This window comes from Streptomyces sp. FIT100 (assembly GCF_024584805.1).
Classification (GTDB): Bacteria; Actinomycetota; Actinomycetes; order Streptomycetales; family Streptomycetaceae; genus Streptomyces.
Genome location: NZ_CP075715.1, coordinates 2809733 through 2835098 on the forward strand (window position 1 = coordinate 2809733; position 25366 = coordinate 2835098).

The 25366-nt window shown below is 71.6% G+C and carries 20 protein-coding genes and 2 tRNA genes; 11 read left to right on the top strand and 11 right to left on the bottom strand.

Going from position 1 to position 25366, the window contains the following annotated elements:
- Positions 1-41 precede the first annotated feature (41 nt).
- Positions 42-1265, bottom strand: a complete 1224-nt coding sequence (locus KK483_RS12195) for a M6 family metalloprotease domain-containing protein (RefSeq protein ID WP_262005254.1) — start codon at positions 1263-1265, stop codon at positions 42-44.
- Positions 1266-1618: 353 nt separating this feature from the next.
- Here KK483_RS12195 and KK483_RS12200 point away from each other — a divergent pair, with 353 nt between their 5' ends.
- On the top strand, positions 1619-3712 hold the full coding sequence (locus KK483_RS12200) for a bifunctional diguanylate cyclase/phosphodiesterase (protein WP_262005255.1): 2094 nt from the start codon (positions 1619-1621) through the stop codon (positions 3710-3712).
- Positions 3713-3880: 168 nt separating this feature from the next.
- On the opposite strand, the gene KK483_RS12205 is transcribed toward KK483_RS12200, so the two are convergent.
- The 3 genes from KK483_RS12205 to KK483_RS12215 all read right to left on the bottom strand — a co-directional run bounded on the left by KK483_RS12205 (position 3881) and on the right by KK483_RS12215 (position 6775).
- Positions 3881-4993, bottom strand: coding sequence for an LLM class flavin-dependent oxidoreductase (locus tag KK483_RS12205; protein ID WP_262005256.1), 1113 nt, complete (start codon positions 4991-4993; stop codon positions 3881-3883).
- A gap of 205 nt (positions 4994-5198) precedes the next feature.
- Entirely contained in the window at positions 5199-5936 is a 738-nt protein-coding gene (locus KK483_RS12210) for a decarboxylase (RefSeq protein WP_262005257.1), read from the bottom strand.
- Positions 5933-6775, bottom strand: coding sequence for a decarboxylase (locus tag KK483_RS12215; protein WP_262009451.1), 843 nt, complete (start codon positions 6773-6775; stop codon positions 5933-5935). Before KK483_RS12215 ends, KK483_RS12210 begins: the two co-directional genes overlap by 4 nt.
- Positions 6776-6870: 95 nt before the next feature.
- Between KK483_RS12215 and KK483_RS12220 the strand changes: the two genes are divergently transcribed.
- Positions 6871-7824, top strand: coding sequence for a D-2-hydroxyacid dehydrogenase (locus KK483_RS12220; protein ID WP_262005258.1), 954 nt, complete (start codon positions 6871-6873; stop codon positions 7822-7824).
- The gene (locus KK483_RS12225) at positions 7814-9277 is read left to right on the top strand and encodes an amidase (protein ID WP_262005259.1); all 1464 of its coding nucleotides are present in this window, start codon (positions 7814-7816) and stop codon (positions 9275-9277) included. Before KK483_RS12220 ends, KK483_RS12225 begins: the two co-directional genes overlap by 11 nt.
- 236 nt (positions 9278-9513) lie before the next feature.
- Here KK483_RS12225 and KK483_RS12230 read toward each other — a convergent pair whose 3' ends face one another.
- Positions 9514-10011 carry a DUF3830 family protein gene (locus KK483_RS12230; RefSeq protein WP_262005260.1) on the bottom strand — a complete coding sequence of 166 codons (498 nt, stop codon included), beginning with the start codon at positions 10009-10011 and terminating at the stop codon, positions 9514-9516.
- A 42-nt stretch (positions 10012-10053) separates the two neighbouring features.
- Here KK483_RS12230 and ehuB point away from each other — a divergent pair, with 42 nt between their 5' ends.
- From ehuB to KK483_RS12255, 5 genes are all read left to right on the top strand, one after another.
- Positions 10054-10929, top strand: a complete 876-nt coding sequence (gene ehuB / locus KK483_RS12235; protein ID WP_262005261.1) for an ectoine/hydroxyectoine ABC transporter substrate-binding protein EhuB — start codon at positions 10054-10056, stop codon at positions 10927-10929.
- Positions 10926-11660: an ectoine/hydroxyectoine ABC transporter permease subunit EhuC gene (gene ehuC, locus KK483_RS12240; RefSeq protein WP_262005262.1), complete on the top strand. Its 735-nt coding sequence runs from the start codon at positions 10926-10928 to the stop codon at positions 11658-11660. The genes ehuB and ehuC overlap by 4 nt, the downstream gene beginning before the upstream one ends.
- Positions 11657-12307 carry an ectoine/hydroxyectoine ABC transporter permease subunit EhuD gene (gene ehuD / locus KK483_RS12245; protein WP_262005263.1) on the top strand — a complete coding sequence of 217 codons (651 nt, stop codon included), beginning with the start codon at positions 11657-11659 and terminating at the stop codon, positions 12305-12307. The genes ehuC and ehuD overlap by 4 nt, the downstream gene beginning before the upstream one ends.
- The gene (gene ehuA, locus KK483_RS12250) at positions 12297-13064 is read left to right on the top strand and encodes an ectoine/hydroxyectoine ABC transporter ATP-binding protein EhuA (protein ID WP_262005265.1); all 768 of its coding nucleotides are present in this window, start codon (positions 12297-12299) and stop codon (positions 13062-13064) included. The genes ehuD and ehuA overlap by 11 nt, the downstream gene beginning before the upstream one ends.
- Positions 13065-13231: 167 nt before the next feature.
- On the top strand, positions 13232-13990 hold the full coding sequence (locus KK483_RS12255) for an IclR family transcriptional regulator (protein WP_262005266.1): 759 nt from the start codon (positions 13232-13234) through the stop codon (positions 13988-13990).
- A gap of 66 nt (positions 13991-14056) precedes the next feature.
- Here the strand turns inward: KK483_RS12255 and KK483_RS12260 are convergent.
- The 5 genes from KK483_RS12260 to KK483_RS12280 form a co-directional block, all read right to left on the bottom strand.
- Positions 14057-14130 (bottom strand) — tRNA-Lys (locus KK483_RS12260).
- 141 nt (positions 14131-14271) lie between these two features.
- Positions 14272-15960, bottom strand: a complete 1689-nt coding sequence (locus KK483_RS12265) for an AMP-binding protein (protein ID WP_262005267.1) — start codon at positions 15958-15960, stop codon at positions 14272-14274.
- 26 nt (positions 15961-15986) lie between these two features.
- Entirely contained in the window at positions 15987-16574 is a 588-nt protein-coding gene (locus tag KK483_RS12270) for a lytic polysaccharide monooxygenase (protein WP_262005268.1), read from the bottom strand.
- 158 nt (positions 16575-16732) lie between these two features.
- Positions 16733-18340 (bottom strand): SPFH domain-containing protein, encoded by a 1608-nt coding sequence (locus KK483_RS12275; RefSeq protein WP_262005269.1) that lies wholly within the window; start codon positions 18338-18340, stop codon positions 16733-16735.
- 46 nt (positions 18341-18386) lie between these two features.
- Positions 18387-19871 carry a peptidoglycan-binding protein gene (locus KK483_RS12280; RefSeq protein ID WP_262005270.1) on the bottom strand — a complete coding sequence of 495 codons (1485 nt, stop codon included), beginning with the start codon at positions 19869-19871 and terminating at the stop codon, positions 18387-18389.
- A 159-nt stretch (positions 19872-20030) separates the two neighbouring features.
- Between KK483_RS12280 and KK483_RS12285 the strand changes: the two genes are divergently transcribed.
- From KK483_RS12285 to KK483_RS12295, 3 genes are all read left to right on the top strand, one after another.
- A tRNA-Lys gene (locus KK483_RS12285) sits at positions 20031-20104 on the top strand.
- A 301-nt stretch (positions 20105-20405) separates the two neighbouring features.
- A complete protein-coding gene (locus KK483_RS12290) occupies positions 20406-22343 on the top strand; it encodes a cellulose synthase catalytic subunit (RefSeq protein WP_262005271.1) in 1938 nt (645 codons plus the stop codon).
- The gene (locus KK483_RS12295) at positions 22340-24295 is read left to right on the top strand and encodes a kelch motif-containing protein (protein WP_262005272.1); all 1956 of its coding nucleotides are present in this window, start codon (positions 22340-22342) and stop codon (positions 24293-24295) included. Before KK483_RS12290 ends, KK483_RS12295 begins: the two co-directional genes overlap by 4 nt.
- Before the next feature lie 44 nt (positions 24296-24339).
- Here the strand turns inward: KK483_RS12295 and KK483_RS12300 are convergent, their stop codons facing one another.
- The gene (locus KK483_RS12300; RefSeq protein ID WP_262005273.1) at positions 24340-25353 is read right to left on the bottom strand and encodes a glycoside hydrolase family 6 protein; all 1014 of its coding nucleotides are present in this window, start codon (positions 25351-25353) and stop codon (positions 24340-24342) included.
- Between the last annotated feature and the right edge of the window lie 13 nt (positions 25354-25366).

The following is a 25366-nucleotide window of genomic DNA, read 5'->3' on the forward strand; positions in this document are numbered from 1 at the left end:
AGGCCCCTCGCACACGCGAGGGGCCTGACGCATGTCGGAGGTCACACTCCTGGTGTGATCTTGACCGTCCAGCCCCCCGTGCGCGTGCGGTCCACGACCTCCACCCGCACCCGGTCGCCCGCCACCGTGTACGACTCGCCCACCGACAGCGGCGCGTCCGCGAGCGCCGGATAGACCGACTCGTTCCAGCACGCCTCCGTCTGCGGGTGGGTGTCCAGCACCTCGACCGGACCGGCGCCGGACGCCGCCTCGTTCCGTACGCGGTAAATGAGCACGCCCTCCGTGCAGGTGTCCCGGTCGTTTCCGGTCGCCCCCCGCGCCTCGATGGCGAGCGCGGAGTTCGGGCCGGTGCGTACGACCGCGAGCCGGGTGCCGACGCTCCCGCCGGGCGGCGGCGCCGCCGCGAGCGGCTCCAGCGTGAACATCCGGTTCGCCCCGCGGGCGCCCGTGACGCACCGCACCTGCTGCTGGTCCAGCCAGCCGAGCTTCCACTTGTGCCAGCCGAAGAGGTCCGGGGCGAGGCCGAACTGGCTGCCCATCACATCCCAGTCGCCGACATGGGTGTCCCAGTCGCCCTTGCCGTCGGTCGGACGGTGGTAGAGGTCCGGCAGGTCGAAGACGTGTCCGGTTTCGTGTGCGAGCACATTGCGGTCGGGCGGGTGCCGCTCGAAGACGGTGACGACGCGGCGGATGTCCGCGCCGTCCGCGGAGAGCGGGCGGTCGAAGTTCACGACCTTCGTCGCGTCGGAGTCGACGCCCGGCGCGTCCGGGTCGGCGACCAGGTAGACGACGTCGTACCGCGAGAAGTCGACCACCGGGTCGGCGACGGCGATCGCGTCCCGCAGATAGGCGGCCCGCCGGCCGGCGTCCCAGTCGCGCTTCATCTGGTACGCCGTCGACGCCTGCGGCATCTGGATCCACCGCGGCATCGGATGCGCCTTCAGGTCGAACCTCCCGTACGACGCGCGCCGGAAGAAGTCGCCGGTCGCCGGGAAGTGGTCGCGGGCCAGGTCGCCCGGCCGGGTCAGCGGGGCGACGTCCGGGAAGGAGAGGAAGACCATGACCGCGTCGAGGGTGCGGTCGGGGCGGGGATAGGCCGAGTTCCAGCTGTTCAGACCGAGGGAGTGGTGCGCCGCGGTGCGCGGCAGGGCGCAGGGGCCCGCGGAGGTGTCGGCGGCGGCGGGGCCCGCGACGAGCGAGGTGGCGGCGAGGGCCATGAGGGAGGTCAGCGCGGCGGCCGTGGCGCGCAGGCTGGGCCGTTCCACTCGCCCGGGTGTTTCCGGGCGTGTCTGCTGACCCTCCACGTCGACCTCCGGCTACGGAATGCTGGACACCCTCACCCACCTTGTGATGGTTTGCGGTTGTCTGCACCTTTCTGCTGGCCGCATGGGTGAGCAGGAGCCGACACCCCGGCGTTTCACGGAAAGTCACAACCGGTCAGGAGGGCGCCGGGCAGGGCCAGACCCGCGCAGAAACGATCGGTCTGGACCATCAAGTGCGCTTGATCACGACGGAGAAGCTGGAACGGCCACCCGGCCAGCCTCTATGATCGGCACACTTTCCCGGCTTTCCGGCCCCGACCGGACCTGAACGACACGACGCACAGCGGGAGCGAGCGGTGAGCGGAAACACCGAAGGACAGGGTCCTGCGGCCGTCGCGGCGCCCGGGACCGCCCTACCGTCGGTTACGGAGCGTCACGCGGCGGGACGCGGGGCGCACACCGCGGACGGCGCGCGCGGGGGCGCCGCCGGAGCAACCACCGGAGCCACCGCGGGCGCAACCATCGGAGCCACCGCGGGCGCAACCGTCGGCGCGACGGCAGGCGCACGGCCCACTGCGATGGCCACCGCCTCGCGCACCACGACGGCCGCCACCAGGCCCGCGGGCCCGACGCACACGACAGCGGCGGCGCTCGCCGGCCCGGCAGTCACCGCCCCGCCCGTCACCGGCCCGTCCGCCGTGCCGCCCTGCCTCGTACCGTCCTCCGCCGAACTCGGCGACCACCGTGCCGCGTTCACCATCGCCCAGCTCGCCATGGCCGTCGTCGACCACGACGGCCTCGTCGTCTCCGCCAACGACGCGCTCGCCGAGCTCATCGGCGCCGAACCGGCCACGCTGCACGAGCGGTCCGCCGCCGAGCTCGTGGACCTCGCATCCGACGGCCGCACCTGGCACGCGTACCGCGAGGTGCTGCGCGGCCGCCGCGCACGCTTCCGCTGCACCCGCCGGCTCAAGCACCCCGACGGGCGCGCCCTTTGGGCCGAGGTCACCGTCGCGCCCCTGCCCGACAGCCGCCGGGTGCTGCTCTCCGTCGCCGACATCAGCGACCGGCGCGAGCTCCAGGCGCGGCTGCGCCACCTCCAGATGCACGACCCGGTGACCCGGCTGCCCAACCGCACTCTGTTCTTCGAGCGGCTCAGCGCCGCCCTGGAGACGTCGTCGTACGAGCACGGCGGCACCGGCCGGATCGGGCTCTGCTATCTCGACCTCGACGGCTTCAAGGCCGTCAACGACACCCTCGGCCACCGTGTCGGCGACCGGCTGCTGACCGCCGTCGCGGGCCGGCTGACCGACTGCGCGGACCGCGACGGCTACACGCGCAGCGGCGGCCATCTGGTGGCCCGGCTCGGCGGCGACGAGTTCGCGATCCTGATCGAGGACTCCACCGGTACGGAGCAACTCGCCGACCTCGCACGATCGGTGCTGGTCGCGCTCCAGCGTCCGTTCGACCTCGCCGGGCAGCGGCTCTCGGTGTCCGCGTCGATCGGGGTGGTGGAGCGGACCGCGGCCGGGACGACGGCGACCGGCCTGATGCAGGACGCGGACACGACGCTGTACTGGGCGAAGGCGGACGGCAAGGCCCGCTGGACCCTCTTCGACCCCGAGCGCAACGCCCACCGGATGACGCGCCAGGCGCTGTCGTCGACGCTGCGGCCCGCCGTGGAGCGCGGGGAGTTCGCGCTCGAGTACCAGCCGCTGGTGGGGATGGCGGACGGCGCCGTGCGGGGCGTCGAGGCGCTGGTGCGCTGGAACCACCCCCAGTTCGGCACGCTGGCGCCGAATCGGTTCATCGGAATCGCGGAAGAAGACGGCTCGATCGTGCAGTTGGGCCGCTGGGTCCTGCGGACGGCGTGCCGCCAGGCACGGCAGTGGCAGCAGGACCATCCGGGCGCGGCGCCGATCTTCGTCAGCGTCAACGTCGCCGTGCGCCAGGTCTGGGACTCCGACCTGGTCACGGATGTCGCCGGCATCCTGGCCGAGACGGGGCTCGCCCCGCACCTGCTCCAGTTGGAGCTCACCGAGTCGGCGGTGATGGGCTCCGCGGGCCGCCCGCTCCAGGCCCTCCAGGCGCTCAGCGACATGGGCGTCCGTATCGCGATCGACGACTTCGGGACGGGCTACTCCAACCTCGCCTATCTGAGCCGGCTGCCGGTGTCCGTACTGAAGCTCGACGGATCGTTTGTTCGCGGCTTCCGCTACGACGATGGCGCCCACCCGAACCCCGCCGACGAGACGATCGTCGAGGCGATGGTCCAACTCGCCCATCGGCTGGGACTCACGGTCACCGCGGAATGCGTGGAGACGGCGGGCCAGGCGGAGCGGCTCCGGCGGATCGGGTGCGACACGGGGCAGGGGTGGCTGTACTCGCGGGCGGTGGCGCCGGAGCGCATCGACGGCATGATCGGTGGAGTCAGCCCACTGGCGGTGTGACCCGCCTGCGGCGGGCCCGCGCGGCGGAGCCGCACACCGGATGCGGCCCCACCCCGGAGCGGCTCCGGGCCCCGTCGTCGAAGCAGCGCCGTCCGCCCGCGGGACGGGGCGGACGGGACATCGACCCCGCCCGCAGGGCGGGGCGCACGGCACGTCGACGAAGAGGGCCTAGTGGACCCCGTCCGGCATGCCGTACGCGTCCGCGATCAGCTCGTACGACCGCAGCCGCGCCTCCCCGCCGTGCGCGTTGGCCGTGATCATCAGTTCGTCCGCCCCCGTGCGCTTCTGCAGATCGTCCAGGCCGGTGCGGACCTCGTCGGGTGTGCCGTGGACGACGTTTCCGAGCCAGCTGTCCACGAACTCGCGCTCCAGCGGGCTGAAGGCGTACGCCTCGGCCTCCTCGGGGGTGGGGATGAGACCGGGGCGGCCGCTGCGGAGGCGCAGCATCGACAGTGCTCCGGTCATGACCTGGCGACGGGCCTCGCGGGCGTCACCGGAGGCGAGGGCGGAGACGCCGATCAGCGCGTAGGGGGCGTCGAGGACTGCCGAGGGGCGGAAGGTGTCGCGGTAGAGGTCGAGCGCCGGGATGGTGTTCTGCGCCGAGAAGTGGTGGGCGAAGGCAAACGGCAGGCCCAGCACGCCGGCCAGCCGCGCGCTGAAACCGGAGGAGCCGAGCAGCCAGATCGGAGGCCGGGCGGTGGACTGGACCCCACCGGGCGAGGTGGCCTGCACCGGGCCGGGGATCGCGTGGATGCGCGCGTACGGGTGGCCGTCCGGGAAGTCGTCGTCCAGGAAGCGGGTGAGCTCGGCGAGCTGCTGCGGGAACTCGTCGGCGCCCTCTCCCCTGGCCTCCGGCATGGGGGACCCCAGCCGCTCGGTGCGGCGCAGCGCGGCGGCGGTGGCGCCGTCCGTCCCGGGCGCGCGGCCGAGGCCGAGGTCGACCCGGCCCGGCGCGAGCGCCTCCAGCGTGCCGAACTGCTCGGCGATCACCAGCGGCGCGTGGTTGGGCAGCATCACCCCGCCGGAGCCGAGGCGGATGCGCACGGTGTGGGCCGCGAGGTGGGCGAGGATGACGGCGGGGGACGAGGAGGCGACACCTGGCATGGAGTGGTGCTCGGCGACCCAGTGGCGGTGGTAGCCGCGGCGTTCGGCGAGCCGGACGATGTCGACGCTGGTGCGCAGGGCCTCGCCGGCGGTGCGGCCGCTGCCGACCGTGACCAGGTCCAGTACCGACAGGGGTACGGGGGCGGTTCCGGTCGCCGTGCCTCGGATCTCGTCCACTGCTGGGGTCCTCCTGCGCGTGTCGTACGTGTCCTCGCCACCAACAGGAGGGGGTCTCCGGTTTATTCCCGTCCGGGACCGCCGGAGACGGCAGGAAACGAGCCGGGGAATCGCCCCCGGCCCGCTCCGCGTCGGCTCCGGCCCGCTCCGCTTCGGCCGCGGCCCACCCCGCATCGCCCCCGGCCCACCCCGCATCGACAGCGGCTCACTCCGCGACGATCCGGTCCTCCGGCCGGGCGAACAGCACCCCCGTCCGCTCCGCCCACACCTTCCGCTCGGCGAGCCGCAGCCCCTCCCAGACCGTCACCTGGTTCGCCGTGAGCACGGGCTTGCCCAGCGCCGCCTCCAGCTCCGCCAGATGCGCCACGGTGTGCAGCGCCGTGTCGGGCATGAGCACCGCCTCCGCCCTCGGCTCGTCCCCCGCCCGGGCCAGGTCGAGCACCTGCTCGCGGCCCCAGGTCCCGACCTCGGCCGCGGTCACCACCCCGCTCGCCCGCGCCCCGGTCACGTCCAGTCCTGCCTGTTCGAGGAACTCCTCGAAGGACGCCGTGACGTCGTCCGGGTACGTCGCCGCGACGGCGACCCGCTCCACCCCGAGCGCCCGCGCCGCGTGGACGAAGGCGAACGACGTGCTCGACGCCGGCAGCCCCGCCGTCTGCGCCAGCTCCCTGATCTGCTCCTGGGCGCCGTCCCAGCCGCGGATGAAGCTGCCGCTCGTACACGCCCAGACCAGCGACTCGGCGCCGGCGAGCCGCAGCTCCTCGATGCCGGCCGCCAGCCGCGCGGGCGCGCCCATCTCGATCAGGGCGTCCTCGCGGTGCGCGTCCTCGCCGATGTCGGTGTGGAAGACCGGCAGCCGGACGTCGCTGTCCAGCAGGACCGCGATGCGCGGGTAGTCGTCCTCGGCGGAGTGCCCCGGGTAGAGCAGTCCGACAGTCGTCATGTCAGCCCTTCCTGTCCCTCTTCCTGCCGGTGGTCGACCGTGGTGTCCGCGACGCGCGGTGGGTCCAGGGGACCCGGGGCATCCGGGGCATCCGGGGCGTCCATCAGCAGGGCCTGGTACGGACCGACGGCGTAGACGCCGATCCGGCGCAGCGCGGACCACATCGTGACCTGGTTCGCGGAGATCACCGGCATCCGCAGTTCCGCCTCCAGCTGGGGTATCGCGTCGTACGTCGGCAGATTGGTGCAGCTGATGAAGAGCGCGTCCGCCGCGCCCACCACGGCCTGCCGCGCCATGTCCACCACGGACCGGTACGGCACCTTCCAGATGTGCCGGGTCAGCCCCAGGAAGGCGCGGCCCGTGACCGCTACCCCAGCTTCACCCAGATACTCCTCCAGCGCCCGGGTCACCGACTCGGTGTAGGGGGTGACGAGCGCGATACGGCAGGCCCCGAGCTCGGCGAGGGCTTCGAGCAGGGCGCCCGACGTCGTGACGGAGGCGATGTCGCCCGCCCGGGTCATCGCCTCGCACATCGCGCGCTCGCCCGCCACTCCGCCGACGAAGCTGCCGCTCGCGCACGCGTACGCCACGACCTCCGGTTCGGACGCGGCCAGGGCGCGCACCGCCTCGTCGAGCGTCTCGTGCTCGCTGACCAGCCGGGCCAGGTCGAGCGAGACCTCGACCGGCACGAACGGCGTGCGGGTCAGCCGCAGCGAGACGTCGTCGGGCACCCAGCGCCACAGCTCGCGATCGAGGGCGAAGTCGAAGGGGGCCACCACGCCGACACCGCGCTGTGGGGCCGGTCCGCCCAGCCAGGAAACATCGAGGGACAGATTCACCACGGGCCCCCTTACGTCTTGTTGACGACGGTAGGTTCGGGTGCGAGCGTGGGTCAATCCGTACATGTCAGACGTTCAGAAACGGTTTCCCCGCGATGACGGTCCCGATTCTTCTCGTGCTGGAAGCGGACCCTCCGCCGCGCCTCGGGGCGCTCGCCGGCCGGGCCGTCGTCCGGTACGCCGACGAGCGCACACTCGCCGCCGCGCTGCCGGACGCCGATGCGCTGCTGGTGTGGGACTTCACCTCCGAGGCGGTACGCCGCGCCTGGCCGGGGCCGGGGCCGCGACCCCGCTGGGTGCACACGCCGAGCGCGGGCGTGGACCGGCTGCTCTGCCCGGAGCTCGCGGGCTCGGACACCGTGGTGACCAACGCCCGCGGGATCTTCGACCAGCCCATCGCCGAGTACGTGGCCGCGCTGGTGCTGGCGATGGCGAAGGATCTCCCCGGCACGCTGGAGCTCCAGCGGCAGCGGCGCTGGCGGCACCGCGAGGGGCTGCCCGTCGCGGGCGGCCGCGCGGTCGTCGTCGGCGCGGGCCCCATCGGCCTGGCGATCGGCCGCACCCTGCGGGCGCTCGGGATGACCGTCGCCGTCGCCGGTCGCACCGCACGCCCCGGCGTGCACGGGGCCGAGGACCTCGACCGGCTGCTCGGCCGCGCCGACTGGGTGGTGTGCGCGGCGCCGCTGACGGAGGCGACGCGCGGCATGTTCGGCGCGCGGCGCTTCGCGCTGCTCCAGCCGTCGGCCCGGTTCATCAATGTGGGGCGGGGCGCGCTGGTGGTGGGGGACGAGCTGGTCGCGGCGGTGCTCGAGCGGCGGATCGCGGGCGCGGCGCTGGACGTCTTCGAGCACGAGCCCCTGGGTCCCGACAGCCGGCTCTGGGACGTTCCCGGCCTGATCGTCTCGCCGCACATGAGCGGCGACACGGTGGGCTGGCGCGACCGGCTCGGCGAGCAGTTCGTGGAGCTTTTCGACCTGTGGGTGGCCGGAAAGCCGCTGCCGAACGTGGTCGACAAGAATCGTGGGTACGTCCCCTCTCATGACTCCTGAGCCGAAGACTCCTGAGCCGAAGACTCCCCAGCCGACAGAGCCGGACGCCCTGACCGCGGCGACAGCGCACGAGCTCATCGCCGGATACGAGCGGGGCGAGTTCTCACCCCTGGAGGCGGTCCGGGCCGTTCTCGCCCGGATCGATGCGGTGGAACCCGCGGTGAACGCCTTCGTCCGCGTCGACGCCGAGCAGGCCCTCGCCCAGGCGGCGGCCGCGACCGAGCGCCGCCGCAGGGGCGAGCCGCTCGGGCCGCTCGACGGCGTGCCCGTGACGGTGAAGGACCTGCTGCTCCAGGCGGGCGCGCCGACGCTGCGCGGCTCGCGGACCGTGCGCCCGGACACCCGCGCCTGGGACGAGGACGCCCCCGCCGTGGCCCGGCTGCGGGAGCAGGGGGCGGTGTTCGTCGGCAGGACGACGACGCCGGAGTTCGGCTGGAAGGGTGTCACGGACTCACCGCTGACCGGGATCACCCGCAATCCGTACGACCTGTCGCGCACGTCCGGCGGATCGAGCGGCGGCAGCGCGGTGGCCGTCGCGCTCGGTGGCGCGCCGCTGTCGATCGGGACGGACGGCGGCGGCTCGGTCCGCATCCCGGCGTCCTTCTGCGGGATCTTCGGGCTGAAGCCGACGTACGGCCGTATCCCGCTCTACCCGGCGAGCCCCTTCGGCACGCTGTCCCACGCGGGCCCGATGGCCCGGGACGCGGCCGACGCGGCGCTGCTGCTGGACGTGGTGAGCGGGCCCGACTGGCGGGACTGGTCGCAGCTGCCGCCCGCGCCGGGCGTCGTCGGCGCCCTCGCCGACGGGGTGGACGGGGTCAAGGGCCTGCGGATCGCGTACTCACCGTCCTTCGGCGGCCAGGTCGCGGTCCGGCCCGACGTGGCGTCGGCGGTCCGGGGCGCGGTGGAGCGGCTCGCGGAGCTGGGCGCGTACATCGAGGAGGCGGACCCGGACATCGCGGACCCCGTGGACGCCTTCCACACCCTGTGGTTCAGCGGGGCGGCGCGGCTGGTGCAGCACTTCGGCACGGAGCAGCGGGAGCTGCTCGACCCGGGCCTGCGGGAGATCTGTGCGGCGGGCGAGCGGGCGTCGGCGCTGGACTATCTGGCGGCGGTGGACGTGCGGATGGAGCTGGGCCGGCGGATGGGGCGGTTCCATACGTCCTACGACCTGCTGGTCACGCCGACGCTGCCGATCACCGCGTTCGAGGCGGGGGCGGAGGTGCCGCCGGGGTCGGGGCTTCGGAGGTGGACGGGGTGGACGCCGTTCACGTACCCGTTCAACCTGACGCAGCAGCCGGCGGCGACGGTGCCGTGCGGGGTGGACGGCGACGGTCTGCCGATCGGCGTCCAACTGGTCGGCCCGCGCCACGCGGACGCGCTGATCCTGCGCGCGGCCCATGCGCTGTACGCCTCGGGCGCGGCGTCGGTGCCCTCGCCGCGGGCGGCATAGGCCGTGTCTGACAAATCCCGCCTGGCGCGCGACGCCCGGCACGCTCCCCCAGAGCTCGCGCCTGGGAGGTGCCCCCACCCCCGTAGCCCTTCGGGCACGGGAGGTGCCCCCACGCTGCGTTGTCGGAGTCATCCGAGTACGCCCAGTACGAGGATGATCCTCCGCCTTGCGATTGCACGCACCGGACGCCGCGCACCCCGCCCTGCGGGCGGACGGCGCCATTTGTCAGACACGACCTAGCCGGAGCTCCTGCCGAACGTGAGCGTCTCCCCCAGCGCCCCCGCGCGCCACAGGTCCTGGCAGGCGTCGGCCATGCGGTCGAGGCCGTCGACCACCGTGGCCCACACGGTGCCGGGGACCCAGCCCGTGTCCCCGTTCAGCAGCAGGTTGTTGCGCTCGTAGAAGAGCGCGAGATCCACGGTCACCGGCCGGGACACGTCCCGGTCGTAGCCGTACGCCGCCGTCCCCAGCTCCCTCCCGCTGAAGGTGAAATAGCAGAGGTCGCCCGGAATGGGGGTCACCGTCGGGTTCTCCAGCGGTGGCTCCCGGTCGGCGAAGGCGGGGAAGAGCGCATAGATCTCGTTGCGCGCGTACTTCGCGTGGTAGACGTCACCGCCCAGTGGCAGCGCGTCCCACACCGCACGGCACGTCACGGGCGCCCGGTCGTCGAGGAGTCGCGCGGTGCAGTGGACACCGCGCTTTGCGAGCGAAACGTCGATGAAGCGATCGGCCATTCACTACGCATACCCCGACTGAGGCCGGGTAGCCGCGCGCCCATGGTTCCCCACACGGCTCCACCTGCCAGACACGCGATACGGCGGCGCACCCTGCTGCTCGGTACGGGGGGCGCCCTGGCCGCGGCGGGGTGCGCCCGGGTGCCCTCCGGCGACTCGCTCGCCCGGCTCAGATCGCAGGGCACGGTGCGTCTGGGGATCGCCGGCGAGGTGCCGTACGGCTACATCGACGGCCAGGGCGAGTTCACGGGCGAGGCGCCCGAGCTCGCCAAGGCGGTCTTCCAGCGGCTCGGCGTCGGCAGTGTCCAGCCGGTCGCCACCGACTTCGCCTCCCTCATACCCGGCCTCAACTCCCAGCAGTTCGACGTCGTCTCGGCCGGGATGTACATCAACAAGGAGCGCTGCGCGCAGGTCCTCTTCTCGGACCCCGAGTACCAGATGCTGGACTCCTTCATCGTGCGCAAAGGCAATCCCAAGGGTTTGCGCGGTTACGAGGACGTCGTACGGACCAAGGCGAAGTTCGCGACCGGCGCCGGCTACGCGGAGATCGAGTACGCGGTCGCGGCCGGCTACCCCGAGAAGGACATCGTCATCCTCCAGGACCAGGTGGCCGGGCTGAACGCCGTCGAGTCCGGCCGCGTCGACGTCTTCGCGGGCACCGCCCTCACCACCCGCGAGGTGGTGCGCAAGAGCGCCCGGGCGGAGGCGACCGAGCCGTTCGCGGCGGTCGTCGACGGCAAGAAGAGGATCGACGGCGGCGGCTTCGCCTTCCGCCCGACCGACACCGAGCTGCGGGACGCCTTCAACGCCGAGATCCACAAGATGAAGAAGAGCGGTGAACTCCTCCGCATCCTGCGCCGGTTCGGCTTCACCGAGAGCGAGATGACCGAGCTCACGGCGAAGGAGCTGTGCCGATGACCGCGGGACTGTGGCAGAACTGGGTGCTCCCGGGGATCTGGATCACGGTCCAGCTCACCCTCTACAGCGCGGCGCTGGCCGCGGTCGTCGCGTTCGGTGTGGGCATGGCCAGAACTCATCGCTCGCGCCCCGTCCGCTTCCTGGCCGGCTTCTACACCGAGGTGTTCCGCGGAACGTCGGCGCTGGTGCTGATGTTCTGGCTGTTCTTCGTGCTGCCCCCGCTGATGGGCTGGCAGTTGGTGCCGATGTGGGCGGCGGTGCTCGCACTCGGCCTCTCGTACGGGGCGTACGGGGCCGAGATCGTGCGCGGTGCACTGGGCGCCGTGGCCCCCGCGCAGCGTGAGGCAGGGGTGGCACTCAGCTTCTCGCCGTGGCAGCGGATGCGGCTGATCCTGCTGCCGCAGGCCGTGCCCGAGATGATCCCGTCCTTCTGCAATCTGCTCGTCGAGCTGCTCAAGGGGACGGCGCTGGTGTCGCTCCTCGGTGTGGGCGACGTGTCGTTCGCGGCGTATCTCGTCCGCCTGGCGACCCAGGAGAGCGCGCAGATCTACACGATCACGCTGGTGATCTACTTCGTGCTCGCCTTCCTGATCACCCGCTCCATGAAGGCGCTCGAGCGCAGGACGAAGGCCAATATCGGGATCCGTCCGGAGCCACGCCCCCGGATCCCCCGCCAGAAGGACAAGCGGGCCGGGGTCTCCGGCGCACTCGCGGAAGGTGATCTCCGATGACCTGGGACTGGTCCGCCGTCGCGGACTTCATGCCGCGCTTCTGGGAAGGCGTGCTGGTCACGCTGCAGATCCTGGTGCTGGGCTCGCTGCTGTCGTTCAGCCTCGGCCTGGTCTGGGCGTTCGCGCTGCGCTCCGGGCCGCGCCTCGTGCGCTGGCCGGTGGGGCTCGTCACCGAGTTCATCCGGAACACCCCGCTGCTGGTGCAGCTGTTCTTCCTGTTCTTCGTGCTGCCGGAGTGGGGGGTGCAGTTCTCCGCACTGACCACCGGCACGATCGCGATCGGACTGCACTACTCGACGTACACCGCGCAGGTCTACCGGGCGGGCATCGACGCCGTACCGGTGGGGCAGTGGGAGGCCGCGACGGCGCTGAGCCTGCCGGTCCACCGCACCTGGATCGCGGTGATCCTGCCGCAGGCGGTCCGCCGGATCGCGCCCGCACTGGGCAACTACGTCATCGCGATGCTGAAGGACACTCCGCTGCTCGCCGGGATCAGCGTGCTGGAGATGCTCCAGCAGTCCCGGCTGGAGAGCGCGGCGACCTTCCAGTACACGGAGCCGCTGACCGTCGTCGGCATCGCCTTCATCCTCATCGCCTATCCCGCTTCCCTGCTCGTACGGACCCTGGAGCGCCGCCTTGCCCGCTGACACCAACCCCGCCAAGCAGAGCGACGAGCTCATCCGCTTCACGAACGTCACCAAGCGCTTCGGGGACAACACCGTCCTGGACGACCTGTGCTTCTCGGTCCGTCCGGGCAGGCACGTCACGCTGATCGGGCCCTCCGGCTCCGGCAAGACGACGATCCTGCGGCTGCTGATGACGCTGGAGCGGCCCGACTCGGGCACGATCGACGTCAACGGCGGCCGGCTGTTCCCCGCCGACGAGAAGGAACGCAGAGAGGTCCGCAAGAAGATCGGCATGGTCTTCCAGCAGTTCAACCTCTTCCCCAACATGACCGTGCTGCGGAACATCACCGAGGCTCCCGTGCGAGTGCTCGGCATGTCCCGCGACGAGGCCGACGAGCGCGCCCGCGAGCTGCTGGACCTGGTCGGGCTCGGTGACCGCCGCGACGCCAAGCCGACCCAGCTCTCGGGGGGCCAGCAGCAGCGGGTGGCGATCGCGCGGGCGCTGGCGATGCAGCCGCAGGTGCTGCTGCTGGACGAGGTGACGTCGGCGCTCGACCCCGAGCTGGTGGCGGGGGTGCTGGATGTGCTCAGGGACATCGCCCGCAGCACCGAGATCACGATGCTCTGTGTGACCCACGAGATGAACTTCGCCCGAGACATCTCCGACGAGGTGCTGATGTTCGACTCCGGGAAGGTCATCGAGTCCGGGTCGCCGGAAAAAATCTTCTCGACGCCGGAGCACGAACGCACGCGCGAGTTCCTCGGCGCGGTGCTCTGACCTCACACTCTCGATGGGGGTTGTGACCTTGGCATATGCCAGTGTCGTGCACCCCAGTCCACGGGGCTGGGGTGCGGCACAAATCTCGCCAACAGCCGCCCCACTGGCGGTTCTTGGCGGTTATCGTGGTACGGAAGCTTGCGGTCACAACCTGGTAGGGGGAAACCGTGGCGCTGAAGCCGGAGCCGACCGCGCCGTTCCACTCGGTGCAGTACGCCCTGCGCGTTCTGGAGACGATCTCCAGGCACGGTGGCGGGGTGACCGACGTCCAGATCGCGCGCGAGACCGGACTGCCCACCGGGCACCTCGCCTCCATGCTGCTGATGCTGCGGCGTGAGGGGTACGTGGAGCAGGTCGCCGACGGCGCCTATGTGATCGGGGACTCCCTCGTGCTGCTGGGGTCCGGCGCCACGCAGCGGGAGGCCTTGGAGCGCAAGCTCCAGGAGACCCTCACCGAGCTGCGCGACTCCGTCGGCGCCGCGGTCTACATCAGCCGGTACATCGACGGCGAGGTCAAGATCACCCAGTACGCCGACGGCCCGCGCACCCCCAAGGTCAACGAGTACGTGGACTTCCGCTCGGCCGCACACGCCAGCGCCGTCGGCAAGTGCCTGCTCACCCAGCTCGACGTGAACGGGCGCAGAGACCATCTCTCGCGCCACAAGATCGCCCGGCTCACCTCCCGGACGATCACCAACGAGAAGATCCTCTTCTCCAAGCTGGACGCGCAGCCGCCCACGGTCCCGGTGCTGGACCTCCAGGAGTACGCGGTGGGCACGGTCTGCGCCGCGGTGCCGCTGACGGCGGGCTCGGCCGTGGGCTGCCTGGCGCTCTCGCTCCCGATCGAGCACGCCCACCGGCTGCGCGCGGCCGCGGACACACTGAACCGCCGGGCGGCTCCGGTGGTCCTCTCGCTGGCGATCTAGACCTGTCCAGGGGTCCAGGACCGGAAACGCGAAAGCCCCTCGCTCACGCGAGGGGCTTCACAGAGGTGCGCCGCCAGGGACTCGAACCCCGGACCCGCTGATTAAGAGTCAGCTGCTCTAACCAACTGAGCTAGCGGCGCGGGTTGCCGTGCTTGCCGCTCCGGGCGGCCGACGACGGAGTTAATACTACCTGGTCCGCAGGGGTGCTCCTGACCACCCGCGCCCGAGGCGGTCGGCGATCAGCGATCAGCGGTCAGCGGTCAGCGATCAGCGATCAGCGATCAGCGGTCGAGGAGGTCGGCGCGGCCGTGGGACTCGTACGCGTGCAGCAGCGCGCCCTCGTCCTCCTCCGTCAGCCGCCGGTGGACCCGCTCGCCCGGCGGCCGCCACCAGACCTCGCCGGCGTGGCGGAAGCCCTCCCGCCGGAGCCCGGCTCGGTGGATCTTGTTCGTCGCGGTCACCGGAAGGCGTGCCATCACGCGGACGAAGCGAGGCGCCATCTTCGTCCCCAGGTCCGTCTGGGCGGCGAGGAAGGCCGCGAAGGCGTCCGGGTCGAAGGCGGCGCCGTCGCGCAGCGCCACCGCGGCCATCACCTGGTCGCCGGCGACCGGATCCGGCACCGCGTAGACCGCGACCGCCGCCGCGGACTCCCAGCGCGCAAGGATGTTCTCGATCACGGCGGCGGCCAGGTTCTCGCTGTCGACGCGCAGCCGGTCGTCCGTGCGGCCCGCGAAGTAGAGGAAGCCGTCCGCGTCGCGGAAGAAGAGGTCGCCCGTCCAGTACCAGCCGCCTGGCTCCCGCACCCGCGCCGTCTCCGCCTCAGGGTTGCGCCAGTAGCCCTCGAAGAGGCTGCGTCCGCGGTTGACCAGCTCGCCTATCGCCCGGTCGCCGTTGAGCAGCCGGCCGCCGTCCGCGAAGCGGGCCGTCTCGCACTCCTCGCCCGTCGCCGGATCCACCACGGCCAGGTCGTCGCCCGGCGCAGCCCGCCCGATCGCCCCGCTCGGCGTGCCCGGGGTGCGCTGGACGGCCGCGCCGCCCTCGGACGATCCGTACCCCTCGACGAGCCGCACCCCGAAGCGCTCCTCGAAGCGGGCGGCGTCCACCGCCCCCGCCTCGGTGCCGAAGCCGAGCCGCAGCCGGTGCTCGCGGTCGTCGGCCCGCTCGGGGGTGGCCAGCAGGTACTGCACGGCGCGGCCCACATAGGTGAAGTACGTGGCGCCGTAGGCCCGGACGTCGGGCAGGAAGCCCGAGGCCGAGAAGCGGCGGCGCAGCGCGACGGACGCTCCGGCCGCGAGCGCCGGCGCCCAGTCGGCGATGACGGCGTTCCCGTGGAACATCGGCATGCAGATGTAGTGGACGTCGTCCGGGCGCACGCCGAACTGCGCCACGAGCGAGGCCCCGGCTGCCGCGAGCCGCCCCTGGGTGCAGATCGCGGCCTTGGGCGCGCCGGTCGAGCCGGAGGTGAAGTAGAGCAGCAGCCGGCTGCCGGGCCGGGCGCCGCGGCCCGGCAGGGCGGTGCTCTCGCCGGGCTTCGCGCCCTCGTACGGCGCGAGGAGGCCGGCGTAGGCGTCGGTGTCGGTCACGAGCACCCGCACACCCGGCAGTTCGAGACCGTCGAGCAGGGGCAGATGCGCGCGCTCGGTGATCAGCACCCGGCATTGGGTGTGCAGGATGTCGCGGGCCAGTTCGGCGCCGCGGCGGGTGGGGTTGATGCCCGCGACGGCGGCCCCGGCGAGGGCCGCCGCGCCGATCCAGAGCGGGAATTCGGGTGTGTTGTCGAGCAGGATCCCGAGGTGCGGCTCAGCGCCCCGGGATCCCTTGTGCAGCAGCTCCGCGAGCAGTGCCGCCCGTGCCGCGGCGCCGGAGGCCACCTGGTGATGGCTGAGGACGAGATCCTCGCACCTCAGCCCCACCCGGTGGTCGCCCCACTGACGCTGCACGAGCTCCGCGACGGTCGTAGCACTGCCCATGCCGCCGGACGTTAGCTGACGAACTGTCAGAACTGAACATCCGAGCAGGCGTAGAAGGCGTTCGCGGTGTCGTGGACGGTCCACACCGCCAGGATCAGATGGCGGCCGGACTTGGAGGGCAGCGTGCCGCTGTGGCTCAGCGACATCGGCGGCTGCTGGCCGTTGTAGGGGATCGTCAGGAACGGCTGCGGGTCGAGGGCCGCGCGGGTGAGCGGCTGGCTCGGGTTCCATCCGTTCTTGGTGACGTAGTACTTGAAGTCGGTCGTCCGGTGGTTGGCCGTGAACGTCCACCGGAAGGTGTAGTTCGCTCCGGACGTGACCTTGGTCGTGGGCCAGCTGCCGCCACGCGGGTCGTCGAGCTGGGAGAAGCGGCTGATGCCGGCGGAGCAGATCGATCCGTCGGCCGGACCCGCCGCCGGGAAGCCCTTGAGGCCCTCGACGCTCTGGGGTTCGTAGATGATGTCGCCGCAGTTGGTGACCGTGCCATTGGCACAGACCTTCTGGCGGCTGAGAGGGGCGTCGGTGTAGCCGTGGCTGCTGGCGCTGCCCGTGGCGAGGAGGGACGTACCCGCCACGGCGAGGCCGACCACGGCCGCGCTTATTCGCTTTCGCATGCTGTCGCTCCTGGAGAACCTGGGGGGGAGTTCTATGAGCCGTGCTGTGCGGGTGCGGAGCTTGTGCGGTCGTGCATGTTCCGGTCTAGACCAAGTCCCAGATTATTGACGAACGTTGAACATGTCCAGACCAATGGGCGACAGCGGCCGACGACCCGTCAGGGTCCCTCCGTGACGCCCGTGCGGGCGGTGCAGAAGGCGACGGTCAGATCCCGTACCAGCGCCTTGCGTTCGTAGTCGTCCAGCTCCACCAGACCGCGCACGGTGAGCCGTCGGACCGTGTCGTCGACCGCGTCCACGACCGAGGTCAGCACGATGTCCCGGTGCTCGGCGTCGATCACGGCGATACGGCGGCGGTGCATCGCGGCCGCGACCTCGGGTGCGTACTCGATCCGCGTCGGCTGCGCCGAGAAGATCTCGATGCCGACCGGGGCGCACTCGGCCGAGAGGGTCTTCGTGAGCGCGTCGCCGACGGCCTCCGCGTTGCGGAGGGTCGGCGCGTCCTCGTGGAACGCGTCGGCGGGGAGCTGCGAGAGCACGCGGGCCATCGCCGCCTCCACCTGTTCGCGCAGATACGCCTCGTGGTCCGCCACCGCGAGCACGGCACGGGCGGTGTCCTTGATCTGCCAGACGACGAGGACGACGGCCTGGAGGGCGGTGCCGTTCGCGTCCACGACGGGCATCGGCTCGCTGCGCCAGTGGCGCAGGCGCACATCGACGCGCCAGCGCAGGAGCAGCGGGCTCACCCACATGAGACCGGCGCGGCGGACGCTCCCCCGGTACTCGCCGAACAGCGTCAGCACCCAGGCGTCACCGACGCGGCTGCGCGCGATCCCGCCGAGGGTGAACAGAGCGAGGACCACGCCGAGCGCCAGCAGCCCCCACTGGCCGGTGCTGATGCCGTGGTACGGGCGCGGTCCCAGCCCGAACAGCTCCTCCACGGCGGTCGGAACCACCCCGGCCCAGTGCAGCAGGCCCGCGCAGGCGATGACCGCGATGGTCCCCAGGATCAGGGCGGTCCATCCGGGCAGCGCGGGACCGGGCCGCTCGTGCAGTTTCGGGTCGACGGGCGGCGCGGGCCGCCGGCTCGGTGCGACGGAGGGCGTCCGCGGGGGCGCGGACCGGGGCCCGGGCGGAACGGCGACGGGCGCCATCGCGACGGTGTCGGGGCCCCCGTCGTCCCCTGTCGGGACCGCTTTGTCGTCGCGGAAGAGCAGGTGCACGGGGATCAGCCCGGTGGAGTCCGCGCCGATCACGCCTCCGCGCCGCGCCGCCGCCCCGACCAGCCCGTGCATCGCGGGCGCGCCGCCGGTGGTGCCCACCGTCGCGTCGGCACGTACGGCAGGCTCGGAGTCGGGTGCGGAGGTGGAGACGGAAGCGGAGTCGGGGGCAGGGGCAGGGGCGGTTTCGGAGTCCGCGTCGGGTGCGGGGGCCGCGTCGCCGAGGAGCGTGCCGTCCTCCGGTTCGGCCGGCGCATCGCCCGGCCGGGGCGCGGCGTCCGCGTCGTCACGCGCCGGAGCGGCGGAGACGCCGTACTCGGCGGTGACAGCACGCTCGGCGGACGCGACGGAGTCGAGGGACCCGGCTGACCCGGCGTCATGCGTGGCGCCGGGTCCGGGTGCCACCGCTTCGCCGTCCGTCGCGGACGACGTCCCGGGGCCGGGCGCCGCCACCTCCCGGACGTGGACCGGAGGTGCCGACAAGAAGGGCAGGCCCGGCGGCATGGGAGCCACAGGGTCCTCGGGGTGGGGAGTCTTGGGGATCACCTGGGCCGCCTCCTCGCGGTCGCTGCGTGTTCTGGGGCGCGGCGGGTCATGAGAAGAGCCGCCGCCAGGTCTCGGGTCCCGGGCTGCCGTCCGCCGCGCCGCCGCGCCAGCCCTGGGAGCGCTGGAACGCCTCGACGTTGCGGCGGTCCGCCTCGCTCCAGCGCGGTCCCGGTCCGTTGGTGTAGTGCTTGCCGAAGCCCCGCTTCACCAGTTGGCGGCCGAGCTTCTCCACATGGGGGTTCGACTGGCCGGGGCGGAAATACCCTCGGCCCGGATAGTCCGGGACCTGTGCGGACACCGTCGCCGGAGCCTGCCCCGCGCCGCGCGGGATGTCCCTGCCCGTGCCGTTCACCAGATGGCGCCAGGTCTGCGGGCCCGGCTTTCCGTCCGCTTCCGTGCCCTTCCAGCCCTGGGCGCGCTGGAACGCCTTCGTCGCCTGCCGGTCCTCCTCGCTCCAGCGTGAGCCGGGGCCCTTGCCGTAGTAGCGCTCCGCGCCCCGATCCACGAGCAACCTTCCGATCTGGGTGACGTACTGGTTGTCCGCGCCCGTCGTGAAGTGGTGCGCACCGGGGTACGCGGGGACGGCCGCGGCGGCGTGCTGCGGGACGGGGGCGGGGACGGGCGTCCCGCCGAGGGCGGTGGCGCCGACGAGGCCCCTGTAGCGGTAGGCCACATAGCGGCCGGAGTTGTTCCAGTACGCCATCGGCGTGGCCCGCCTGCGGGTGTTCGGCCTCGCCTGTTCGTAGGCGATGTAGTGGGTGTGCGAGTAGTCGGTCCAGCCGCCGAAGATCGTGACGTGCGAGCCGTTGCCGGGATCCGCCTCGTTGTGGAAGAGCAGGATGTCGCCCGGTTGCAGGTCCTCGCGGGCGATGCGGACCCCGTACTGGGCCAGGCTGCCGGTCCATTCGTTGCCCAGCAGGTTCCACGCCATCGAGACATAGCCCGAGCAGTCCTGCCGGTACCCGTCCGACCAGAACAAGCCCATGGAGTAGGGCACCTTGTCCTTGACCCAGAGCTTGGCCCGGTTGATGATCTGCGCGCGGGTCATGGTGCGCAGCTCCGGCGCGGCGCCTCCGGCCGGTGCCGGTGCGGGCCGTCCGTACAGCGGGCCCTGTCCGCCCTGCGGGGTCTCCGGCTCCGGGGCCTGTGTGGTCTCCGGTTCGGGACTCTTCGTGGCCTCCGGCTCCGGGGTCTGCGGGGTTTGCGATTCGGGACTCTGCGCGGTTTCCGGTTCAGGCGCCTGCGCGGCCCCCGGTTCCGGGCTCCGCGCGGCACCGACCGGGCCGCTCGGCGCAGGACCGCCCGCGGCGGTGCCGGTGCTGTCGGCCGCCGCCCCGGCCGTCCCGCCTCCGAGCACCACGCCGGCCGCGGTGAAGAGGACCAGCGCCCGCCGGGGGCCGCGTGCGGCCGTGCGGAGCCTGGCGCTCCACGGCCGGGCGTGCCCTCGGGACGATGCGTGGCGCTGCCGGGCGCAGCCGGCGCAGGGGCAGTCGGCGGGGGGCTCGTACTCCTCGAAGGCCGGAACGGTCATGCGGTGCGGCTCCACTGGCCCTCCACAGCGTCTCAACTGTTCTGACAAATCACACTTTGACTGATCAAAGAGAAAAAACGACCATCCGACAGGCCGGAACGCGCGAGGAAATGGTCAGGAGCACACCTGGAGGTCGGGTAAAGTTTTCCGGGTCAGCACGCGCCGCTAGCTCAGTTGGTTAGAGCAGCTGACTCTTAATCAGCGGGTCCGGGGTTCGAGTCCCTGGCGGCGCACGCGCCATCGAGGCCCCCTCACCACGAGTGAGGGGGCCTCGGTCGTTCCCGGATGCCCTTGTAGTAAGCGCCTGCGCTCCGGGAACCTGTCCTCCGGTTGTGTCGGCCACGTGGTGAGGACCCCGTCAACGAACGGCTGTCCGAGCCCGGCGCCATGCAACCGGACGGTCGTCATCTGATGTCTACGGGAACGACGACCTGCCATTGCCGCGCCGAGGACGGCTGGTCGGGGGACCGGGGGTTGAGGGCGCGGAGACCGAACGATCACGCAGCCAGACCAGGCATGCGGGGGGAATGATTCATGACGTCGACGCCGACCGGCGCCCGGCAACAGGACAACGACGACTCTTCCCGGACCACTCAGCTCCGGATTCCCGGACAACTGCGTGCGGGAGCGTCCCGGCTGCGCCCGAAGAGGACGGTGCTGCCGCGGTACGACTACGAGCACTACAGCCGGCTCGCGGGGCCGCTGACCCAGCCCGACCCGGCGGAGCCGTACCGGGTGAGGTACCGCTCGCTGCTCTCGCAGGAGCCGCACCGAATACGCGCCGCCCTGCTGCTGGGCGCCGCGCCACTCGTCTCACTCGGGCTGTTCGCCTGGCTGATGCAGCCTCAGCACTGGACCGAACGCGACCCGGACCTCGACAACGACCTGCTGCTGTGGCTCGACATCGTCATGCTCGTCTCGATCGGCCTGATCGAGCTCTTCCGGACGATGAACGTCCTGTCCAACGCGCACGCGACGCTCGTCGCCCGCGACCCGGTCCCCGTCGTGCCCGAGCACGGCACCCGGGTCGCTTTCCTCACCTCCTTCGTGCCGGGCAAGGAGCCCCTGGAGATGGTGACGAAGACCCTCGAAGCGGCGGTGCGCATCCGGCACCGCGGACTGATGCACGTATGGCTGCTCGACGAGGGCGACGATCCGGCCGTCAAGGAGGTCTGCGCGCGGCTCGGCGTCCACCACTTCTCCCGCAAGGGCATCGCCGAGTGGAACCAGCCCAAGGGCGCCCACCGGGCCAGGACCAAGCACGGCAACTACAACGCCTGGCTGGACGCGCACGGCGGGAACTACGACTTCTTCGCGTCCGTCGACACCGACCACGTCCCGCTGCCCAACTACCTGGAGCGGATGCTCGGCTACTTCCGCGACCCGGACGTCGGCTTCGTCATCGGCCCGCAGGTCTACGGCAATTACGACACCTTCGTCACCAAGGCCGCGGAGTCCCAGCAGTTCCTCTTCCACGCCCTGATCCAGCGCGCCGGCAACCGCTACGGCGCCCCCATGTTCGTCGGCACCTCCAACGCCGTCCGGATCAGCGCGATCCGGCAGATCGGCGGGCTCTACGACTCGATCACCGAGGACATGGCGACGGGCTTCGAGATGCACCGCGCCCGCAACCCGCGCACCGGCAACAAGTGGCGCTCGGTCTACACCCCGGACGTGCTGGCCGTCGGCGAGGGCCCGACCGCCTGGACCGACTTCTTCACCCAGCAGCTGCGCTGGTCGCGCGGCACGTACGAGACGATCCTCAAGCAGTACTGGAGGGGCTTCGGGACGCTGCCGCCCGGGAAGCTCTTCAACTACACGATGATGATCATCTTCTACCCGATGTCGGCACTCAACTGGATCCTGGCGGCGCTCAGCTGCGCCCTGTTCCTGGGCATGGGCGCCTCGGGCGTGCAGATCGACCCGGCGATCTGGATGATGCTGTACGGCAACGCCTCGGCGCTCCAGATCGGCCTGTACATCTGGAACCGCCGCCACAACGTCTCGCCGCACGAGCCCGAGGGCTCCGGCGGCCTCGCCGGCATGGTGATGTCCGCGCTCTCCGCGCCGATCTACGCGCGCTCCCTGATGGACGCCGTACTGCGCCGCAAGAGCTCGTTCGTCGTGACCCCCAAGGGCGACTCGTCCAGCCCGGACACCCTCTTCGGCACCTTCCGGATCCACCTCTTCTTCACCCTGGTCTTCGGCGGCTCGCTCGCCTCCTCCTTCTGGTTCGGGCACGACCACCCGGCGATGATCACCTGGGCCGGGCTGGCCCTGCTGATCACGGCGGCGCCCATCCTCGCCTGGCGGTACTCCCTGCGCGAGGACAGGAAGAAGAAGCGGAAGAACCCGCCCGCTTCGGGAGGCGGGCCGGGGGCGGCGCCGACGGCCGCCCACGTGCCGCAGCAGAAGCCCGGCTGGGCCCCCGAACAGACCATGCAGATCGCCCTTGGGGGACGTAAGAAATGAGCACCACCCTTCCCGTCCGGCCCAACCACCGCAGGAACCGCGCCCGGCGCATCCTCATCGGCGTGGCGGTGGTGGCGCTGGTCGCCGGGTTCAACGGGCCCGCCCTGTACCGGTACGGCTCGGCGGAGTACCACGAATACAAGATCAACAGGCCGGAGTACAAGGCCGGGAACGGCCACTGGGACTTCCTCGACATCCCGTCCGAGTACCGGATCAACGCCATCCACGCCGCCCTGCTGCACACCGGCAAGGTCCTGCTGATCGCCGGCTCCGGCAACAACCAGAAGAACTTCGACGCGAAGAAGTTCGAATCGGTCCTGTGGGACCCGAGGACGAACGAGTTCACGAAGATACCCACGCCGAAGGACATGTTCTGCGCCGGGCACACCCAACTGCCCGACGGAAAGCTGCTGGTCGCCGGCGGCACCAAGCGGTACGAGAAGCTCAAGGGCGACGTCACCAAGGCCGGCGGCCTGATGATCGTCCACAACGAGGACCCGGACAAGCCCGTCACCCTGCCCGCCGGCACCAAGTTCACCGGCAAGGAGAGCGGCAGGACCTTCGTCTCCAAGGACCCGGTCCTGGTCGACCGGGCCAAGAAGGTCTTCGACCCTGTGACCGGCAGCTTTCTGCGCACCGATGCGGGGCTCGGCCGCATCTACGTCGAGGCGGAGGAGTCCGGGAAGGCGTACGAGACGGGCACCGAGGACAACTACCGGGTGCACGGCCTCAAGGGCTCCGACAAGCGCAACGTCTACGGCATCGCGCAGAAGCTCGCCCTCGACAAGAAGGACTTCCAGGGCATCAGGGACGCCTACGAGTTCGACCCGGTCGCCGAGAAGTACATCAAGGTCGACCCGATGAACGAGGCCCGCTGGTACCCGACCCTGACGACGCTGGAGGACGGCAGGGTCCTCTCCCTCTCCGGTCTCGACGAGATCGGGCAGATCGTGCCCGGCAAGGACGAGATCTACGACCCGGAGACGAAGAAGTGGGAGTACACGGGCGTCGAACGGCGCTTCCCCACCTACCCGGCGATCTTCCTGATGGACAACGGAAAGCTCTTCTACTCCGGCTCGAACGCGGGGTACGGCCCGGCCGACATCGGCCGTGACCCCGGCATCTGGGACCTGGACGGCAACACCTTCACGAAGATCCCCGGGCTCGGCGACCCGGACAGGATGGAGACCTCGGCGACGGTCATGCTGCCGCCCGCCCAGGACCAGAGGTTCATGGTCATCGGCGGCGGCGGGGTCGGCGAATCCGAGAAGTCCAGCGAGAAGTCCCGGCTTGTCGACCTCAAGGACCCGAACCCCCGCTTCAGGGACGGCGCTTCCCTGGACAAGGGCACCCGCTACCCGAGCGCCTCCCTCCTGCCCGACGACAGCGTGCTCGTCACCGGCGGCTCCGAGGACTACCGGGGGCGCAGCGGCTCCAACATCCTCCAGGCGCGCACGTACGACCCGAAGGCAGGAACGTTCCGGCGCGTGGCGGACCCGCGGGTCGGACGCAACTACCACTCGGGCTCGGTGCTGCTGCCCGACGGCCGCGTGATGATCTTCGGCTCCGACTCGCTCTTCGCCGACGACGCCAACACCAAGCCCGGCGTCTTCGAGCAGCGCATCGAGATCTACACGCCGCCGTACCTCTACCGGGACGCGCGCCCCCGGATCACCGGCGGTCCGAAGCGGATCGAGCGGGGCGACTCGGGCACCTTCAGGAGCCCCGATGCGGGCAGGCTCACCACGGCGAAGCTGATGCGGCCGAGCGCGGTGACCCATGTGACGGACGTGGACCAGCGCTCGATCGCGCTCAAGCTGCGGAAGACGGCGAACGGCTTCACGGTGACCGTCCCGAAGAACCGGGCGCTGGTGCCGTCGGGCTGGTACCTGCTCTTCGTGACGGACGCGGAGGGGACACCGTCGGAGGGCGTGTGGGTGGAGGTGCCGTAGCACCGGCGGCGGGCTCCGCACCGGAGCCCGCCGCCGAAGCCGCCCTACTTCGTGTTGCGCGCCAGTTCCAGCGCGTACTCCGGGTACCAGTCCCCGGCCTTCGGGCCGCCCTTGCAGTCGCCGTCCGACTCCCCCGGCCGCTTCACCCACAGATACGCGTCCACCAGCGGGTCACCCGTCCTCGTCGTCGGCGGCTCCCCCAGCGCCCGCCCCGACGGGTTGCACCAGTTCTCCTTCGGATCGCCCTGCGTGTAAGGGCCGTTGCCGTTGCGGCTGGTGTCGATCACGAAGTGCTTGTTCCCGACCTTCGCCGAGAGACTGCGGCCGAAGTCCCTGCTCGCCTCCGTCGTCTGGAAGTTGGAGACGTTGACCGCGAAGCCGTCGGCCCGCTCGATGCCCGCGCGTCGGAGCGGTTCGAAGAGGGAGTCCGGCTGGGACCAGTCGGCGTTGCCCGCGTCCACGTAGACTTTGGTCGCGGGCTGCTGCTTGAGCCGCTCGACCGCGCCCTTCAGCAGGTCGTACCGCTCCTGGTGGAACTCGCCGGGCGTACAGCCGTCCACGAGGTGCAGCACGGCGTCCGGCTCCAGGACGACCGTCGCACGCCGGTCGCCGATGCCCTTGGCGACCTTGTCGACCCACTGCCGGTACGCGTTCCCGTCGGCGGCGCCGCCCCTGGAGAACTGCCCGCAGTCGCGGTGCGGGATGTTGTACAGGACCAGCAGCGCGTCCCGGCCGGCCTTCCCGGCCGCCTCCGTGAAGCCCTTCGCCTCGGCCTCCGGATCGTCCGGGCCGATCCACTCGCCGACCGGCTGCTCCGCGATCCGCCGGATCAGCCCGGCCTTCTCGTCGTCGCCGTCCTCGCGATACGCCGCGACCTGCCGCGCCGCCCTGCCGTCGGGGTTGACCCAGAACGGGGCCGTCCCCTCCGGCTGCTGGGCGCCGCCCGAAGGGCGGTCCTCACCGCCGGACGAACAGGCCGCCAGCAGCAGCGCGGCCCCCACCGCGGCCACCGCCGCAGCCGCCCCCCGGCGGGAACGCCCGACGCAACTCCCGTACATCCACTCCCCCTTG

What these genes read in the sequence shown, in the direction of transcription:
- KK483_RS12270 (WP_262005268.1), bottom strand. Translation starts at nt 16,574, where the DNA reads ATGCGAAAGCGAATAAGCGCGGCCGTGGTCGGCCTCGCCGTGGCGGGT.
- KK483_RS12280 (WP_262005270.1), bottom strand. Translation starts at nt 19,871, where the DNA reads ATGACCGTTCCGGCCTTCGAGGAGTACGAGCCCCCCGCCGACTGCCCC.
- KK483_RS12300 (WP_262005273.1), bottom strand. Translation starts at nt 25,353, where the DNA reads ATGTACGGGAGTTGCGTCGGGCGTTCCCGCCGGGGGGCGGCTGCGGCG.
- KK483_RS12295 (WP_262005272.1), top strand. Translation starts at nt 22,340, where the DNA reads ATGAGCACCACCCTTCCCGTCCGGCCCAACCACCGCAGGAACCGCGCC.
- KK483_RS12220 (WP_262005258.1), top strand. Translation starts at nt 6,871, where the DNA reads ATGACGGTCCCGATTCTTCTCGTGCTGGAAGCGGACCCTCCGCCGCGC.
- KK483_RS12225 (WP_262005259.1), top strand. Translation starts at nt 7,814, where the DNA reads ATGACTCCTGAGCCGAAGACTCCTGAGCCGAAGACTCCCCAGCCGACA.
- KK483_RS12290 (WP_262005271.1), top strand. Translation starts at nt 20,406, where the DNA reads ATGACGTCGACGCCGACCGGCGCCCGGCAACAGGACAACGACGACTCT.
- ehuB (WP_262005261.1), top strand. Translation starts at nt 10,054, where the DNA reads ATGGTTCCCCACACGGCTCCACCTGCCAGACACGCGATACGGCGGCGC.
- KK483_RS12265 (WP_262005267.1), bottom strand. Translation starts at nt 15,960, where the DNA reads ATGGGCAGTGCTACGACCGTCGCGGAGCTCGTGCAGCGTCAGTGGGGC.
- KK483_RS12230 (WP_262005260.1), bottom strand. Translation starts at nt 10,011, where the DNA reads ATGGCCGATCGCTTCATCGACGTTTCGCTCGCAAAGCGCGGTGTCCAC.
- ehuD (WP_262005263.1), top strand. Translation starts at nt 11,657, where the DNA reads ATGACCTGGGACTGGTCCGCCGTCGCGGACTTCATGCCGCGCTTCTGG.
- ehuC (WP_262005262.1), top strand. Translation starts at nt 10,926, where the DNA reads ATGACCGCGGGACTGTGGCAGAACTGGGTGCTCCCGGGGATCTGGATC.
- KK483_RS12210 (WP_262005257.1), bottom strand. Translation starts at nt 5,936, where the DNA reads ATGACGACTGTCGGACTGCTCTACCCGGGGCACTCCGCCGAGGACGAC.